Raw genomic sequence first — 17833 nt, forward strand, 5'->3', positions numbered from 1 at the left:
TATGCCGAGACGGAGTATCTAAGACGAAGTCAAAGATACGAATAAGCCGAGCGCAATGCAAATATATTGGCTTTTGCCGAGACAAAAACGAGTTGCGGACAAGTCGCAATCCGGCAGCCCGGCAGGAGGGCCGACAAACCATGGTACGAGACCGGAAAAAACCGATGAAAATTTCGGGAATCAGCCGGACGGGCCGCCCCTTCGCATCCTCCGGAAAGCTCCGCGACACCCGAATGAAACGGGGTGACGAGATCGGCCGGAAGGCCATTTCTTTCACCTCTCCCGACGATTTTTCGGAAAAAAGCGTATCTTTGGGTTTCGAACGGACAACGAGCAACGATGATTTTTCAGTCCAAATACGATCTCGACGACAACCGCGCAGTCATCCGCCGGCTCCACCGCGGCGACATGGCCTGCTTCGAAGCCTGCTATAAATTCTATTACCGCGGCCTGTGCAGTTTCGCGTCGCGTTGGGTGCCGGTCTCGACGGCCGAGGACATCGTGCAGGACGCGATGCTCTACATCTGGGAAAACCGCGACAAACTGCTCGAAGAGCTGTCGCTCAAAGGGTTGCTCTTTATGATCGTCCGCAACAAGGCGTTCGACCGCATCGCCCACCGGCAGGTCCGGCAGCGCGTCCACCAGCAGTTGAGCGAGCGCTTCGCCGAACGTTTCGAATCCCCCGACTTCTATCTCGGTTCCGAGTTGTCGCGTCTGTACGACGAAGCGCTCGCCCGTCTGCCCGAACAGACGCGCCGCATCTTCGAGATGAGCCGCCGGATGGGGATGACGCACCAGCAGATCGCCGCCGAACTCGGCGTCTCCCCGCAAACGGTCAACTACCATATCTCGCAGGCGCTGCGCACACTCGGCGTAGCCCTCAAAGATTACCTGCCGCTGCTGCTCTGGCTGCTCTCGCTCTCCGGACGCAACGATCTGGTCTGACCGTACCGCAACCGGTTTTCCGGTTTCGACGAAAGAAAACTGTCTTTTCCCCTTAGTAACTTTTCATGTCGGGACGTATTATTATCAAAACCCCGACATCCATGATCGAAATCGACGATACGCTGTTGATCGAATTTCTGGGAGGAAAACTCGACGCCACGACCTCGGCCGAGGTCGAACGATGGTACGACGCCTCCGACGAGAACCGCCGCAGGCTGGAACGGCTCTACCTCGTTTTCTTCACGGGCGAACGCCTGTCGGCCGCAGCCGCGGTCGATCCCAATCTCTCCTGGCAGACGCTGCGTCGGCGCATCGAGGCGCGCAGGCGCCCCGCACCGACGAAACGGCTGCGCACCGTCGTCCGCTATGCGGCCGTCTTCGCCGTCGGACTCCTCACCGCAGGTTCGCTGCTGTTTCCCTACCGGTCTGCGGACGACCGCACCTGTACGGTCACGACCGAAGAGCGGGCCTGCTCGATCCGTCTCTCCGACGGTTCGAACGTACGACTGATGCCCCACTCGCAGCTGCGCTACGCATCCGATTTCGGCAGCGAGGGCCGCACGGTGCATCTGACGGGGGAAGCTTTCTTCGACATCCGCAAAATGGCCGACGCACCGTTTACCGTTGACGCCGGAAAGGAGACCCGCACCGTCGTGCGGGGTACGAAATTCAACATGAAAGCCTACGACGACTGTTCGGACATCGAGACGACGCTCATCGAAGGCGTCGTCGACTTCCACGCGGGCGACCGCACGGTGACGCTGAGCCCCGGACAAAAGATCTCGTACAATCCGGCCAACCGCAAACTGATGCTGCGCGAAGTCAACGTCGATGCGGAACTCGATGCGCAACTGCGTTCATTCCAGTACGTCCAGCTGTCGAAGGTCGTCGAAAGCATCGGCACCCACTACGGCTGCGACATCGCTTTCGGCCGCGAAGCGCTCGGAGAGATCCTCTTCACCGGCACGCTCGACTACAACATGCCGCTGCGCCATGTCCTCGAAATCGTGACGCTCTCGACCGATACACGCTTCACCCGGAACGGCGACAAAATCACCATCTTATGAATAACTGTCCGAGATAGAAAAGACGCGGCCGCCGGCACACGGCGTGCGTCACGATCTTAACTAACTTAACCTAAACCATTCGTCTATGAAACAGAATTTTCGCGGTTCATGGCATGTCCGGGCATTGCTGCTTCTCTGCCTGACATTCCAAATCCCGTGGGGGGGGGAATTATCCCACGCCGCACAGACGGCGCAACAAAACACGATCCGCATCGGGAACGTGACCAACCTGAAAGAACTGATCCGACAGATCGAAGCGCAGACCTCTTACAAGGTCTCCTACCAAGGTAATCTGGCCGACAACATCACGATCAAGGCCGATCCGTCGAAACACAACGTCGAGGAGCTGCTCGCCGATGCACTCCGCGGCACGGGTATCAGCTACGTGATCCGCTACAACACGATCATCCTTACGCAGGAGCAGCCGCGCGCCGAGGCTGCGCAGCAGGCGTCGCAGACGCGTCACATCGCGGGCCGCGTGATCGATGCCGAGACCAAGGAGCCGATCATCGGCGCGACGGTCTGGGTCAAGGATTCGGCGCTGGGAACGAACACCAACGTCGACGGAGCTTTCGACTACACCTTCACGGGACACTACGGCTACATCGCCGTCTCCTACATCGGCTACCAGACACAGGAGTTCCCCGTCACCAACCTTCCCAAGGTGATCGAGCTCTCGGCCGGCAACGAACTCGACGAAGTGGTCGTCGTGGGATACGGCACGCAGAAGAAAGCCAGCGTCGTGGGGTCGATCGCCTCGGTCTCGGTCAACGACATCCGGATGCCGACGGCCAAAATCTCCAACAACCTGGCCGGCCAGCTGGCCGGCGTGATCTCGGTGCAGCGTTCGGGCGAACCGGGCGCCAGCTCGACCTTCTGGATCCGCGGCATCTCGACCTTCGGCAGCAGCACGACGCCGCTGGTGCTCGTCGACGGCATCGAACGTGATCTGGATCTGGTCGACATCGAGGACATCAAGGACTTCTCGATCCTCAAAGACGCCGCCGCGACGGCCATCTACGGCGTGCGCGGCGCCAACGGCGTGATCCTCATCACCACGCGCGAGGGTATCGTCGGCAAACCCCAGATCAACATCCGCTTCGAAGCCGGCATGGTGCAGCCGACCAAAGTCCCCGACATGCTCGACGCCGTGCAGTTCGCCGAACTGTGGAACGCCGCCGCGGGCAGCGAGGTCTACACGCCCGAAGTCATCCAGAAATACCGCGACGGCTCCGATCCCGACCTCTACCCCAACGTAGACTGGGTGGACTACCTCTACAAGGATCTCTCGTTCAACGAGCGCGTCAACGTCAACGTGACGGGCGGCGGCAGCACGGCCAAATACTACATTTCGGGCGGTTTCTACAACGAAGACGGTCTGTTCGCCCGCGACAACATGAAGGAGTACAACACGTCGGTCTTCTACCGCAAGTTCAACTTCCGCTCCAACGTCGAGGTGCAGCTCCACAAATATACCAAGCTCAACGTCAACCTGGCCACCACCTTCGAGCGCAAGAACGAACCGGGAACGGCGGCGTCGACGATTTGGGACTATGCGGTCAAATCGGCTCCCAATGTCTTTCCGGCCGTCTACTCCAACGGCCTGCTGCCCGGCCCCGGCGCCAACAACGGCGAGAACCCCTACGTGCTGCTGACGCAGACCGGTTACCGCGAGAAGTTCTACAACACGGCGCAGTCGCTCTTCTCGCTCACGCAGGACCTCGGCGACTGGGTAACCAAAGGACTCACCGTCACCGTCAAAGGCTCGTTCGACGCCAAGAACTACAACCATCTGGCACGCACCAAGACACCCCCGCAGTACATGGCCAGCGGCCGAGACGAGTTCGGCGACCTGATCTTGCAGCAGACGGTCGTCGGCACCGACAACCTGACCTACGCCGAATCGCACAGCGGCTACCGTTCGGTCTACCTCGAAGCGTCGGTCAACTGGGCGCGCTCCTTCGGCAAGCACGACCTCTCGGCGCTTTTCCTCTACCAGCAGTCGCAGCGCAACGACGTAGGTATCGACAAGTCGGAGCCCGAACTGGCCCTTCCCTACCGGCACCAGGGTATCGCCGGACGTATCACGTACAGCTACGACAACCGCTATTTCATCGAAGGCAACTTCGGTTACAACGGCTCGGAAAACTTCTCGCCGGGCAAACGGTTCGGATTCTTTCCGTCGGTAGCGGCCGGCTACGTGATCTCCAACGAGAAGTTCTTCGAACCGGTGCGGGGCGTGATCGACCTGCTCAAAATCAAGGCCTCCTACGGTATCGTGGGCAACGACAAGATCGGCACGGGCGACAACGTGCGCCGCTTCATCTACAACGGCACGGTCAACTCCGGCAGCAGCTACTATTTCGGAACCAGACCGCACAGCTCCTCTTCGATCCAAATGGGCGACTGGCCCAACCCCAACGTGGGCTGGGAAGAGGCGCACAAACTCAACGTGGGCGTCGACCTGTCGCTGTTCAGCAAGCTGAAAATCTCGGCCGACTATTTCAAAGAGAAACGCGAGGGCATCTTCCTCCAACGGCAGTCGATCCCCGTCTACGTCGGTCTGAGCACCCAGCCGTGGGTGAACATCGGCAAGATGCGCAACAGCGGCGTCGACGCTTCGCTGGAATACCACCAGACGATCGGCCAAGACCTGCATCTGACCGTGCGCGGTAACTTCACCTACGCCCGCAACATGATCGTCGATCAGGATCAACCCGACTACAAATACCTCTACATGAACCGCACGGGGCAGGCACGCTACCAGACGTTCGGCCTTGTAGCGGCCGGCCTGTTCCGCGACCAGGCCGACATCGACGCATGGCCGAAGCAGTCGTTCGGCGACGTCGAACCGGGCGACATCAAGTACCTCGACCTCAACGGCGACGGCGTGGTCGACTCCTACGACGTCAAGCCCATCGGCTACACCAACGTTCCGGAGATCGTCTACGGATTCGGCTTCTCGCTGCAATGGAAGGCGTTCGACTTCTCGGCCTTCTTCCAGGGCGTCGGCCACGTAAGCTTCTCGACACGTACCGATCAGACGCTCGGCTTCAACGCCCGCAACAGCCGCGAGGCCAACCTCTTCTCCGATGTCTACGATAACTACTGGACGCCCGAACGGCTCGACGCCAAATATCCGCGTCTGTATATCGGTACGAATAACAACAACAATCAGACCTCGACCTTCTGGATGGCCAACGGCCGCTACATGCGCCTGAAAAACCTCGAAATCGGCTATACGCTGCCCAAGCGCATCTCCCAGAAGATGGCCATGCAGAACATGCGCGTCTATCTCTCCGGCGTGAACCTGTTCACGTTCAGTCCCTTCAAACTGTGGGACCCCGACTTGCAGACCGGCGCCACGAACTATCCCAACAACCGCATCATCAACATCGGCCTTACGATCGGCTTCTAAACCAACGACAACGACTATGAAAAACATATTGAAAACATTCGGATTGCTGTTATTGTCCGGCACCGCGTTCGTAGCCTGCGACGACTATCTCGACCGCCAGCCCGACGAACAGTTGACGCCGGACCAGATCTTCCTGAAAGCCTCGACGACGGAACAATACCTGACCAACGTCTACGCTTACCAACCCAATTACAGCGACCCTTCGGGACAGACGCTGCCGTGGGCGCCCTGCGCCGATGAATCGTCGATCGCCTACACCGGCCGTTCGTACACGCAGATTAACTACGACACGTGGGATCCCTCCATCAATCTTCAACGCAGTTACACCTACAACAACATCTACAAGGGTATCCGCGAAGCCAGCTATTTCATGCAGCACGTCTACGAATGCCCCGAAATAGGCGACACCGACAAGGGATACATGTACAACGAAGCCCGCTTCCTGCGCGCCTACTACTATTCGCTGCTGATGTCCACCTTCGGCCCCGTGTTCATTCTGGGCGACGAACCCACGGATTACGAGCAGGAGGACCTGAACGAACGCGAACGCGACTCGTGGGAGAAGTGCGTCGACTACGTGACCACGGAACTCTACGAAGCCTCCAAAGGCCTCCCGCAGGAGTGGGCGTCGGCTAAATACGGCCGCGCCACCAAAGGGGCGGCCCTTGCCATCCGCTCCCGCGTCTATCTCTATTCAGCCCGCAAACTCTTCAACGGCAACGACCTCTACAAGGGCGTGATCGACAAGTACGGCAACCCGCTCTTCCCCACAGTCTACGACGAGAAGAAATGGGAGACTGCCGCACAGGCCGCCAAAGACGTGATCGACATGAACATCTACGGTCTCGTCGGGGCCGACGGCACCGATCCCTACGGCAGTCTGCACGATCTGTACACGACGGTCGGGCCGGTCAACAGCGTGACAGAGATGATCTTCTCCCGCATCGTCAGCGCCTACAACTGGGGTATCGCCGCCACGCCCCGCATGGCCCGGTCGCGCGCCTACGGATCGTTCGGCCCCACGCAGAAGCTGGTCGACGCCTTCGCCATGGCCAACGGCCGCTATCCCATCACGGGATATACGAACGGCGACCAGACGCAGCCGATCATCGATCCCGAATCGGGATACAGCGAGACGGGATTCTCGACCTTCACGCATCCGATCTTCGGCGACCAGCTGGCCAACACCTTCATGATGTACCAGAACCGCGAACCGCGCTTCTACATCAACGTGCTGTGGAGCGGCTGCGTATGGCACAGCGGCAACGTGAACAAGGGCGTCGTCCAACTCTACACCGGCGGTAATTCAGGCTATGCAGCCACCCAGCAGAACTATCCCGCCACAGGCTACCTGGCCGGCAAGTTCATCGATCACACCAAAGACACTTCGACCGCCGGCGACTCGACCAGTACGGACGTGTGGGACTTCATCGACTGGCCGATCATCCGTTACGCCGAGATTCTGCTCAACTACGTCGAAGCGCTCAACGAATACGATCCCGGCAATCCGGACATCCTCACCTATCTCAACATGGTGCGCAAGCGCGCGGGCGTCCCCGACATCGAGAAAGTCTACCCCGAAGCGGTGGGCAACCAGAAGCAGATGCGCGAACTGATCCGCCGCGAACGCATGGTCGAACTCTGCTACGAGAATCACCGCTATTTCGACATCCGCACATGGATGATCGCCGAAACGGAGCACGGCGACGTCTACGGCATGAACATCGACGCGACGAACCACAACGCCAACAGCGCTTTCTGGAAACGCACGCTCAGCACCCGCGACAGCGGATTGAGCGCCAACGGACATCGCAAATTCTCGCCGCGCGGCTACCTCTTCCCCATTTCGCAGGAGGAGATGGACCGTACGAATTGCACGCAGAACTACGGTTGGTAACCCTAATTCAATTCAGACAATCATGAAACTCAAACAGTTCATCATACCTGTCGCCGGAGCGTTGCTGCTCGGCGGCTGCGAAGCGGATCACCGCAACGACAACCTGCCGGACTCGGTCGTCTATCTGCTCGAAAGCGACCTGCAAAAAGCCCTCTTCTACGATATCGAAGAGACCATCGACTACTCCTTCCGCGCTTTCAGCAGCGGATACACCGTCACGCCCTCCGAGCTCGGGATCGAACTTTCGGACGACGTCCTCACGGCCTACAACGAGGCCAACGGCACTGCCTATACGGCGCTCGATCCCGCCTGCTACCGGCTGGTGAACAGTACGGGATCGGTCGATGCCGACCACCCCTCGACGACGTTCACCGTGCAGCTCGACTGCTCGGCGATCAAGCAGCTCGGCGATCTGACGTCCTACGTCATCCCGCTGCGCCTGACCTCCTCCTCTTCGAAGGTGAACGAGGAGCTCGGCAGCATCCTGATCAATCCCGAGATGGCGGAGACCCAGGTGCTGGTTCGAAACGCCGGCGTGGTGGAGTGCGATCTGGGCTCTTCCCAGACGCTCGACTTCACCGCCTACGTCGAATTCGACAACAAGTGGGAGACCACGACCGAATACGCCTACGGCGACGAAGTGCTCGACGCCTACAACGCCGAGCACGGTACGAACTACCTGCCGATCCCGACCGACGCCGTCACCTTCACGCCGGCGCAGCTCGAAGTGGGCAAGCGCGAGGCCGTATCGCATTTCGAGATCGACAAGTCGAAGCTGACGCCCGACCGCTTCTACACGCTGGCCGTGCAGTTGAAAAGCAACTCCGAATTCAAGATCGGAGCAGACAACACCGTGCTCTACCACATCGCGCTCAATCCCCTCTTCACCGACCGCAGCAAATGGATCCTCGTGGCATGCAGCTCGTGGTACACCGGCCGCGGCCCCGAACTGACGATCGACGGCGACATATCGACCAAATTCGAGAACCGTTACAACAACATCGGCCAAGGCGACATCGAAACGCTCCCCGTGACGATCGACTGGGATCTGGGCAAGACCTGCTACTACGCCGGCATGAAACTCACGCGCCGCAACGACAGCTACGTCACCGACCTCAAAGCGGGCTGGATCGAAATGTCCGACGACGGCAAAACCTGGATGCCTCTGCAATCCTTCGACTTCGAGGGCAGCAAGACGGTCGTCGGCGATTTCCGCAGCGAACAATGGTTCGGGTCGGGACGCTACCTGCGGCTGAAAATGACCGAATCCGGCCGTCCGGGCCGGAAACTGGTATCGGTATGCGAATTCGAACCCGTACTGATCGACGCCGGCGAATGATACCTCCCATGAATCACAGCAACTACCGACTACCGATTCTGCCTGCAAACGGCAGAACCGGTAGCCGGTTGAAATCATTCGTCATGACCTGCTCCCTGATCTTCGCCGCAGCAGGCTTCTGCCTCGCCGCTACGAACTGTTCGAACGGAAACAAAACGTCCGACACCCCGCCGGCCCTCTCGTTCGAAAACGCATCGAAAACGCTCGAAGTGGGCGAAACCTACCGCCCGACGCTGCGCATCCGCCACGACGGCGATGCGAACGACACCGCATACGACATGGACGGCAACCCGCTGGGCGTGACATTCCGCTCTTCTTCGCCGCAGACGGTTTCGGTCGATGCACGGGGCATCGTCACGGGCCGCAACGTCGGTACGGCGACCGTAACGGCCGAAACGGCCTCCGGCGACGCCCGATGCGCGATCGGCATCACGGTCCGCTCCTCGAACACGACGTGGATCGATGCGCCGCTGAGCGATGGAATCATTTTCAGCCGGTTCGTCCAATTGCCGGCCAATACGGTCATGCAGGGCTTCGACGTCGACTCCCGCGGCGAAATTTTCTACACGCAGGTGACCGATCGATACAAAATTCTGGTTTCGCGCAGTATGCCCGACCGACAGGCTACGGAGTACATGACCCTCTGTTTCCACGGCCACTCCTCGAACATGGCCGTCGAAGAGGCGGGCGACGAGCGTTTCGTCTGGGTAGGCAATTACGCCAATCGGGTGGACGACGGCAACTACTGGCACGAACAGGTCGTCTCGCGCATCCGCTATAACCCCGGCTCGACCCATTACCCGTGGAACTCCGACGAAAATTATTTCATCGAAGCCGGCTGCCTCAACATGAATCCCGCCGTCGACGCGGCGAACGACCAGCTGGCCATCCTCTACACCCGTGTCGACACTCCGGGCCGTTACTGCTGGGTGGTCTATTCGCTCAGCGAAGCGAAAGCCCTTCCCGAAGAGACCGTCACGCTGCAACCCCTCTCCTACGGCGGCGAAACGGAGAGCTATCCGCTCCGAAAAGACGTCACGCCCGAGGTGCGTGTCCGCAATCTCTCGCGGCTGCAACCTCTCGCGCGATTCAGCATCCCGACGCCCGCCATCGCATGGCAGGGATACGAGATACACGACGGCCGCATGTATCTCATGGAGGGAACGAGCGGAAACAACGACGGTACGACGGGAGAAGCCTACATGACAGTCTACGATTTCGAAGGCCGCATCGTACAGTCCCGCACGAAAGTTCGGGCCGTCTCCGACCTGAAAGCGCTGACCGAAGCGGGCATCACCGAAAGCGGATACATCGAGTCCGAAGGGGTGAAAATCCGGCGCGGGAAACTCTTTCTGGGATTCGCCTCGCAATCGAAAAAGGACGGCAACCGACGCCGCGCCAATATTTTCCAATACGAACTTCCTTAACTCAAACCGCACGAAGTCGGATTTCGCACGATTTTCGGAAAGATTTTCAAAGAAAATGAAAGAATCCGACCGTTACAACTGACTTTTAAGGACTTGTATTCGAATTTTCAAAGAAAAATCCTATATTTGTATGAAGAAATCCTATGTTTTGATCGGTACATTAATATATAGATGTCTAACTTAAATCAAATCGAATCATGCAACGACTACTCGCGTTTTTCTTCGCGGCCGCGCTTCTGTGGACACCCGCATGGAGCCAGTCGGCCCCCGACGCCCTGGTGCCGGATCTCTCGCAGTACATTCTCACCCCGCCCGCGCCGCCTACTCCCCGCATCAACGGGGCGAAGGTCTTCGGGGCCCGTCCTGGCTCGGAGTTTCTCTTCGCCATACCGGCATCCGGAGACAGACCCATGACATTCGCCGCCGAAGGTCTGCCCAAAGGCCTCTCCCTCGATCCCTCGACCGGCTTCATCACGGGCCGCGTCAAGAAGCCGGGCACCTACCTCGTCAAACTCACCGCACGCAACGCACTCGGGGAAGCCACCCGCGAACTTCGCATCGTCATCGGCGAGCGGATCGCCCTCACGCCGCCCATGGGCTGGAACTCGTGGAACTGCTGGGCGCGCGACGTCACGCAGGAGCAAGTCCTCTCCTCGGCTCGTGCGATGGTCGAGTCGGGGCTCGTGAACCACGGCTGGACGTACATCAACATCGACGACGGCTGGCAGGGCCGGCGCGGCGGCCGCTACAACGCCATCCAGACCAACGACAAGTTCCCCGACATGAAGGAGCTCTCGGAGCAGGTACACGCCATGGGACTTAAACTCGGCATCTACTCCTCGCCCTGGATCGGAACCTACGCCGCGCACATCGGATCGTACTCCGACAACCCCGACGGCGAGAACCAGTGGATCAAGGACGGCAACCACAACGAGAATTTCCGCTACGAGAAACCCGGCGGCAACTACTGGCAGGACCGCAAGGAGATGTACCGCCACGGCGCCTACTCCTTCGTCGAGGCCGACGCACGCCAGTGGGCCGACTGGCAGATCGACTACCTCAAATACGATTGGAATCCCAACGATCTCTACCACGTAAAGGAGATGCACGACGCGCTTCGCGCAACGGATCGCGACATCGTATACAGCATCTCCAACTCGGCACCCTATGCCGACGCTCCGCTATGGGTGGAGTATACCGACTGCTGGCGCACCACGGGCGATATTCGCGACACGTGGAAAAGCATCTCATCCATCGGCTTCGAACAGCAGCGCTGGGCGCCCTTCTGCGGCCCCGGACACTGGCCCGACGCCGACATGCTCGTCGTGGGACTCGTCGGATGGGGCCCCAAGCTCCACTATACGAAGCTCACGGCCGACGAACAGTATACGCACATGTCGCTCTGGGCCATGCTCGCTTCGCCGCTGCTCATCGGCTGCGATTTGGCGCGGCTCGATCCTTTCACGAAATCGCTGCTTACCAACGACGAGGTGATCGCCGTCAACCAGGATCCGCTGGGCGTGCACGCCGCGGCGATCTGGGAAAAGGAGGGACGGGTGATTTACGTCAAGCACCTCGAAGACGGTGCGATGGCCGTAGGGTTGTTCAACAAAACCCGCGAACCCGCGAAGATCGGTTTCACGCTCAAACAACTCGGCATCAGGGGTACGCAGGTCGTGCGCGACCTGTGGAGACAGAAAGACCTCACGACCACCGACAAGGGCTTCGAGACACAAGTCCCGCCCCACGGGGTGGTGCTGGTCAAGATCGCACCCGGAAATCCGACACGAAACGACCTGAAAAAATAGAACGCAGCTTTCTGCAAACGAAAAAGGATACGACGCACGTCGTATCCTTTTTCGTTTGCGGTCTCCCGAACGGGAAGCGTTCCGCCTACTTGCGCTTCGTGCCTTTCTTTCCGGAACGGCTCTGCGCCTCCTGCTGGCGCATCAGCTCTTCGTAGCGCAACTGGAACTTCGACTTCTTCTTGTTCTTCGCCTTGTTGGCGTTGGCCTCCATGACGGCGTGAATCTTCCCGTCGTCCACCATGCGGCGGATCAGGAAGGTCTGGGCGATGGTCAGCAGGTTGAACAGCAGGTAGTAGTAGCACAGACCGCTCGAATAGTCGTTGAACCAGCAGAGCATGAAGACCGGCATCATGTAGACCATCATGAACTTCATGCCCGCCATCTGCGGCTGTGCGGAAGCCGTCTGCTGATAGCTCATATAGGAGAACCCGAAGGTCGAGAGCGCCATGAGCAGCGCGAACAGACTCACGTGGTCGCCGTAGAAGGGGATCGAGAAGGGCAGATTCAGGATGCTGTCGTACGACGACAGGTCGTGCGCCCACCAGAGCGACTGTCCCCGCAACTCGATCGACGAGGGGAAGAAACGGAACATGGCGATCAGGATCGGGAGCTGGATCAGCATCGGGATGCACCCTCCCAGCGGATTGATGCCCGCCTTCTTGTAGAGGGCCATCATCTCCTGCTGCTTCTTCATCGCGTCGTCCTGCTTGGGATACTTGGCATTCAGGGCGTCGATCTCGGGTTTGATGATGCGCATCTTGGCCTGCGAGATATAGCTCTTGTAAGTCAGCGGCGAAACGATGATCTTGATGAGGATCGCCAGGATGAGGATGATCCAGCCGAAGCTCGGAATATACTGCCGCAGGAAATCGAAGACGGGGATCACCAGCCAGCGGCTCACCCACCCGATAATGCCCCAGCCCATGGGGATCAGTCGGTCGAGCAGCAGCGATTGGCCCTGCGCGTCGTCGATCTTCTTCAACACGGCATACTTGTTGGGACCGAAGTAGAACGAGAAGTCGTACTGTTCGGTCTGGGCCGTATAGGGTACGGCCATCGTGGCCGAAAAAGCCTTGATAAGCCCCGAATCGGGCGATGCGGTATCGTACGCCACGTCGGCGTAGAGGAAGTCGTCGCGGGCGATGAGCACCGACGAGAAGAACTGCTGCTTGAAGGCGATCCACTCCACCGACGAAGAGATCTTCTCCTCCTTGGCCCCCTCGCTCATCGACAGGTCGTCGATCGACCCTTCGCCCGGAACGCGGTAGGCGACCGTCGTGTACATGTTCTCGTTCTTGAAACCGCGCTCGTTCCGGTAGGAGGTGTTGCTCCACGCGATGCCGATGCTGCTCTGGTTGGCCATGTAGGGGGCCATCCCGACCAGACGCACCGTGTAGTCGACCAGATAGTCGCGCGAGGGCGTCGCCTCGTCGTAGACCACGTAGCGGTATTCCAACGCCGCGCCCTCGGCGACGGGCAGCCGCATACGGACGATCTGCGCCGTGTCGGTACGGACGACCGGATCGGCCGTGAAGGTATATTCCGACGTATTGACCTTCACGTTGTTCAGGCCGTTTTTGATGAAAAACGACAGATCGAACTTCGCGCTTTCGGGGACGAACATCTCGATCGGTTCGTTGCGTTCGCCCTGACGGCCGTAACGGGTATAGTCTTTGAGCGTCACGGAGCGCACGATGCCTCCTCCGGTCGAAAAGCGCACCTTCATCACGTCGTTCTCTACGACGATCTCCTGCGGCGCAGCGTTCTTGGCCGCGGCGAGGAAATCACCCAGCACGGCCACTTCGCGTGCCAGACGAGTCGAATCGGGCGTCGCCGCACCGAGCGACTCCACGACCGACGCTGCGGCCACGGCCGACGAATCGGGGACGACGGGCTGCGTCAATTCGGGATGGGCCGCCTGATAAGCGGCCAGCTCCTCCTGATATTTCTGTTGCTGCCGGGAACTGTAAATCGTGAAACCGAAAAACAGAATCCCGATAAGTACGATGCCTATGATTGATTTTTTATCCATTCGAAATTTCTCGACGCGAGGGGATTAGTTACCACTGTATTTCAACGCCGCAGCCACGAAGGCCACGAACAGGGGATGCGGACGCTGCACCGTACTCTTGTACTCGGGATGATACTGCGTGCCGACGAACCACGGATGACCGGTCAGCTCGACCACCTCGACCAGCCCCGTTTCGGGATTGACGCCTGCGGGGATCATGCCGTGCGACTCGAAATCGCCCAGATAATCGTTGTTGAACTCGTAACGGTGGCGGTGCCGCTCGACGATGTCGGTCGCACCGTAAGCGGCGGCGGCTTTCGAATCGGGCCGCAACTGGCAGGGATAACCGCCCAGACGCATCGTGCCGCCCTTGGCCGTCACACCCTTCTGCTCCTCCATCAGGTCGATGACCGGATGTTTGGTCGAAGGCTCCATTTCGGTCGAATTGGCATCCTTCATCTTCAATACGTTGCGCGCGAACTCGATCACGGCGCACTGCATACCCAGACAGATGCCCATGAACGGCACGCCGTGCTCGCGGGCATACTTCACGGCCGCGATCTTCCCCTCGATGCCGCGGTTGCCGAAGCCCGGCGCCACGAGGATGCCGGCCATCCGGCCCAGTATCTCGTCGACGTTCGCATCGTCGATCTTCTCCGAATTGACGTAACGCAGCTTGACCTTGCAGTCGTTCATCGCGCCGGCATGGATGAAGGCTTCGCTGATCGACTTGTAGGCATCGGGCAGTTCGGTATATTTTCCCACCAGCGCGATCTCGATCTTGTGGTGCGGATTCTTGACCTTCTCCACGAAAGCCTTCCACTGCTCCATATCGGGTTCGCAGTCGGCCGGAAGGTCGAGTTTCGAGAGCACCACCTCGTCCAGATGCTGATCGTGCATACGCAACGGCACCTCGTAGATCGTAGGCACGTCGATCGATTCCATCACGGCGTTGGCGTCGACGTTGCAGAAGAGCGCCACCTTGCGGCGAAGCCCCTGCGACAACGCCCGTTCGGTGCGGAGCACCAGGATGTCGGGTTGCAGACCGTTTTCCATCAATGCCTTGACCGAATGTTGCGTAGGCTTGGTCTTCAACTCGCCCGAAGCGGCCATGTAGGGGATCAGCGTCAGGTGCACGAGCGCCGTATCGCGGTAGCCGAGCGCATAGCGCAGCTGGCGCACCGACTCGATGAAGGGCAGCGACTCGATGTCGCCCACCGTGCCGCCCAGTTCGGTGATGATGATGTCGTAGACCTTCTGCTGCGCCAACAGTTGAATGCGCCGCTTGATCTCGTCGGTGATATGGGGAATGACCTGCACGGTCTTGCCCAGGTAATCGCCGCGGCGCTCCTTTTCGATGACGCTTTTATAGATTTTGCCCGTGGTGACGTTGTTGGCCTTCGAGGTTGTGATCGACGTAAAGCGCTCGTAGTGCCCCAGATCGAGATCGGTCTCCGTACCGTCTTCGGTAACGTAGCACTCGCCGTGCTCGTAGGGGTTGAGCGTCCCGGGATCGATGTTGATGTAAGGGTCGAGCTTCTGGATGGTCACCGTATAGCCGCGCGCCTGCAACAGGCGGGCGATCGATGCCGAGATGATGCCTTTGCCCAGCGAAGAAGCCACGCCGCCGGTAACAAAGATGTACTTCGGTTTTTTGAGTTTCATATCCTCTTTTGAACGTATATGGTCTGAAAAGTTTTTCGTTAATAACCCGTCCGCGGCCGCACCCTCGCAGGCACGGTCGGTCCCGCCGGCCGCAACGGCGGCCTATGCCTCGCGATCCTCCGACTCCCGGGCCGCTTCGCGGTCGATGAGCTTCACCTTCTCGATCGTGTCGGCCATTTCGCGCTTGGCGCGCTCGATCTTCTCGCGCACGTCGGCGATCAGCGCCTCGGCGCCTTTCGAATGGGCGAAGAAACCGATGTTGTTCTCCAACAGGGCGATATCGGACTCCAACTGCTTCACCCGATTGTAAAGACGGTCGCGTTCGGTGCGGATCCGGCGGTCGCCCGACGCCTTGAAGGCCGAGACCTTCTCGCGGAACCGCGACATCGAACGGTCGCGCTCCGAACCGCGCAGCACCGAGAAGAGCGTATCGACGCACTCCTTGTAGCGCTTCTGTATCTCGTCCTTACGCTTGATGGGCACGAAACCGATCTCGCTCCAACGGCGCTGGAACTCCTTGATCATCTCGAAACCGCCCTCCTTGACGTCGGCTGCGGCCATTTCGTCCAGAAGCGCCTGCTTGCGGACGAGGTTCTGCTCGTACTGGCCGTCCACGTCCGAGAAGTGCGCCGCCTTGCGCTCGAAGAACTTGTCGCACGCGGCACGAAAACGCTTCCACACCTGATCGGAGTAACGGCGCGACACGGCGCCGATCTCCTTCCAGCGAGCCTGCAAGGCGATCAGTTCATCGGTCGTCTTCTTCCACTCCTCGCTCATCTGCAACGCTTCGGCCGCTTCGCACAGCTCGTTCTTCAATTGAAGGTTGTGCTCCATTTCGGTCTTCACGTCGGCATAGAAGCGGCGCTTGGCCTCGAAAAACCGGTCGCACGCCGTACGGAACCGCTCGTAGATGCGGGTATTGTCCTTCTTCGGCGCGAAGCCGATCGTCTTCCACACCTTCTGTATCTCCAACAGACGGTCGCTGGCCCGGTTCCACTCCTTGCGCGTGGTGTAGAGCTGCTGGGCAAGCTCTTCGGTCTGCTCGCAGAGCCCCGCTTTCAGTTCGAGATTTTTCGTCTGCTCGGCCTTGATGTTCTCGAAGAAGGCCTGATGCTGCTTGTTTATACGGCTCGAAGCCTCCTTGAAACGCTCCCAAAGCGTCTCCTTGAACTCATTGGCGACGGGGCCCGTCTCACGCCACTCGTCGTGGAGTTTCTGCAATTTGTGAAATGCCTCCACGATCGACGGTTCCAGAACCAGCGCCTCGGCCGCTTCGCACAGCGCGAGCTTCTGCTCGTAGTTCTTTTTCAGATCGAGGTCGCGCAACTCCTTGTTGATCTTGATGAAGTTGTAGAAATTCTCGACATGCAGGTTGTAGGTCTCCCACAGATCCTTGACGTTCTGCTGGGGAACCAGCCCCGTCTCCTTCCAGCGCTGCTGCAATTCGCGGAACTTGGTGAACGTATGGTTGAGCGTCTCGTCCGAGTTGACCAGTTCCTTCAACTCCTCGATGATCTGCAACTTGATTTTCAGGTTGGCTTCCTTCTCGGCGTCGAGCGACGCGATGAACTCGTCGCGGCGGCGGCGGTACTCCTTGAACAGGTCTTTGAGCCGAAGCTCCTGAGCATCGGCAGCAGGCACGAACTCCGCTTCGTCGCCGCCGGCTTCGACAAAAGCCCTGCGCTGCGCCTCGACCTCGGCGCGGTGCGCCTTGTAGAAGGCTATCTTGACGGCTTCCACCACCCGGCGCAACGACTGTACCGGCTCCTCGTCGAGCATCTTGGCGAACAGGGAGACCATCTCCTCCTCGCTCCGGCCGTCGAAAAGCGCATCCGACGCTCCGGCCGCACCTTCGTCCACCGCTTCACCGTCTGCCGGCTCCTCCTCGTCGAGCCCCGCGCTCCGCGCGGCCAATGCAGCCTCCTCGTCCGCGAAATCGACCCCTTCGGCCGGTGCGGCGACCGCTTCCCCGGCAGACGCTACGGCCGGAACAGCCGTCTCCGGCTCTTCCACCGGTGCGGCCCCGACAGGCTCCTCCGCAGGAGCGGCAGCCTCCACGGGCGGCTCGGCGGCAGTCTCCCCGACGGCGGCCGCCACGGGTTCCCCCGCGGGATCTTCGGCCGGTACGGCGACGGTTACAAGCTCCGCTGCGGGAGCCTCGGAAGCGGACGTTTTCTGCACATCTTCAGCATTGCTGACTTGTTCCTCCGGAACAGAGGGGTTGGTGATTTTAGTAGCCATCTTACGCTAAGTTTT

The 17833-nt window shown here is 59.6% G+C and carries 10 protein-coding genes; 7 read left to right on the top strand and 3 right to left on the bottom strand.

What is annotated here, in order from left to right; genetic code table 11:
• Positions 1 to 339: 339 nt before the first annotated feature.
• The 7 genes from FMF02_RS01070 (at position 340) to FMF02_RS01100 (ending at position 11901) form a co-directional block, all read left to right on the top strand.
• On the top strand, positions 340 to 945 hold the full coding sequence (locus FMF02_RS01070) for an RNA polymerase sigma-70 factor (RefSeq protein WP_019131063.1): 606 nt from the start codon (positions 340 to 342) through the stop codon (positions 943 to 945).
• A gap of 101 nt (positions 946 to 1046) precedes the next feature.
• The gene (locus FMF02_RS01075; RefSeq protein WP_141411912.1) at positions 1047 to 2012 is read left to right on the top strand and encodes a FecR family protein; all 966 of its coding nucleotides are present in this window, start codon (positions 1047 to 1049) and stop codon (positions 2010 to 2012) included.
• 85 nt (positions 2013 to 2097) lie between these two features.
• Positions 2098 to 5430: a SusC/RagA family TonB-linked outer membrane protein gene (locus FMF02_RS01080; RefSeq protein WP_229090238.1), complete on the top strand. Its 3333-nt coding sequence runs from the start codon at positions 2098 to 2100 to the stop codon at positions 5428 to 5430.
• 16 nt (positions 5431 to 5446) lie between these two features.
• A complete protein-coding gene (locus tag FMF02_RS01085) occupies positions 5447 to 7327 on the top strand; it encodes a RagB/SusD family nutrient uptake outer membrane protein (RefSeq protein WP_141411913.1) in 1881 nt (626 codons plus the stop codon).
• A gap of 22 nt (positions 7328 to 7349) precedes the next feature.
• Positions 7350 to 8666 carry a BT_3987 domain-containing protein gene (locus FMF02_RS01090; protein WP_141411914.1) on the top strand — a complete coding sequence of 439 codons (1317 nt, stop codon included), beginning with the start codon at positions 7350 to 7352 and terminating at the stop codon, positions 8664 to 8666.
• Between the two features lie 68 nt (positions 8667 to 8734).
• Complete coding sequence (locus tag FMF02_RS01095) at positions 8735 to 10093, top strand: Ig-like domain-containing protein (RefSeq protein WP_141411915.1); 1359 nt, start codon at positions 8735 to 8737, stop codon at positions 10091 to 10093.
• Positions 10094 to 10290: 197 nt separating this feature from the next.
• A complete protein-coding gene (locus FMF02_RS01100) occupies positions 10291 to 11901 on the top strand; it encodes a putative Ig domain-containing protein (protein ID WP_141411916.1) in 1611 nt (536 codons plus the stop codon).
• An 85-nt stretch (positions 11902 to 11986) separates the two neighbouring features.
• On the opposite strand, the gene yidC is transcribed toward FMF02_RS01100, so the two are convergent.
• From yidC to FMF02_RS01115, 3 genes are all read right to left on the bottom strand, one after another.
• Complete coding sequence (gene yidC / locus FMF02_RS01105; RefSeq protein WP_141411917.1) at positions 11987 to 13933, bottom strand: membrane protein insertase YidC; 1947 nt, start codon at positions 13931 to 13933, stop codon at positions 11987 to 11989.
• 24 nt (positions 13934 to 13957) lie between these two features.
• On the bottom strand, positions 13958 to 15577 hold the full coding sequence (gene pyrG, locus FMF02_RS01110) for a CTP synthase (RefSeq protein ID WP_019131071.1): 1620 nt from the start codon (positions 15575 to 15577) through the stop codon (positions 13958 to 13960).
• Positions 15578 to 15679: 102 nt separating this feature from the next.
• Positions 15680 to 17818, bottom strand: coding sequence for a DUF349 domain-containing protein (locus FMF02_RS01115; RefSeq protein WP_141411918.1), 2139 nt, complete (start codon positions 17816 to 17818; stop codon positions 15680 to 15682).
• Positions 17819 to 17833 lie beyond the last annotated feature (15 nt).

Origin of the sequence: Alistipes communis (assembly GCF_006542665.1) — a bacterium.
Lineage (GTDB): Bacteria > Bacteroidota > Bacteroidia > Bacteroidales > Rikenellaceae > Alistipes > Alistipes communis.

Coding starts and splice junctions, on each gene's coding strand:
- FMF02_RS01100 (WP_141411916.1), top strand. CDS start 10,291: ATGCAACGACTACTCGCGTTTTTCTTCGCGGCCGCGCTTCTGTGGACA.
- FMF02_RS01070 (WP_019131063.1), top strand. CDS start 340: ATGATTTTTCAGTCCAAATACGATCTCGACGACAACCGCGCAGTCATC.
- FMF02_RS01090 (WP_141411914.1), top strand. CDS start 7,350: ATGAAACTCAAACAGTTCATCATACCTGTCGCCGGAGCGTTGCTGCTC.
- FMF02_RS01080 (WP_229090238.1), top strand. CDS start 2,098: ATGAAACAGAATTTTCGCGGTTCATGGCATGTCCGGGCATTGCTGCTT.
- FMF02_RS01075 (WP_141411912.1), top strand. CDS start 1,047: ATGATCGAAATCGACGATACGCTGTTGATCGAATTTCTGGGAGGAAAA.
- FMF02_RS01085 (WP_141411913.1), top strand. CDS start 5,447: ATGAAAAACATATTGAAAACATTCGGATTGCTGTTATTGTCCGGCACC.
- FMF02_RS01115 (WP_141411918.1), bottom strand. CDS start 17,818: ATGGCTACTAAAATCACCAACCCCTCTGTTCCGGAGGAACAAGTCAGC.
- pyrG (WP_019131071.1), bottom strand. CDS start 15,577: ATGAAACTCAAAAAACCGAAGTACATCTTTGTTACCGGCGGCGTGGCT.
- yidC (WP_141411917.1), bottom strand. CDS start 13,933: ATGGATAAAAAATCAATCATAGGCATCGTACTTATCGGGATTCTGTTT.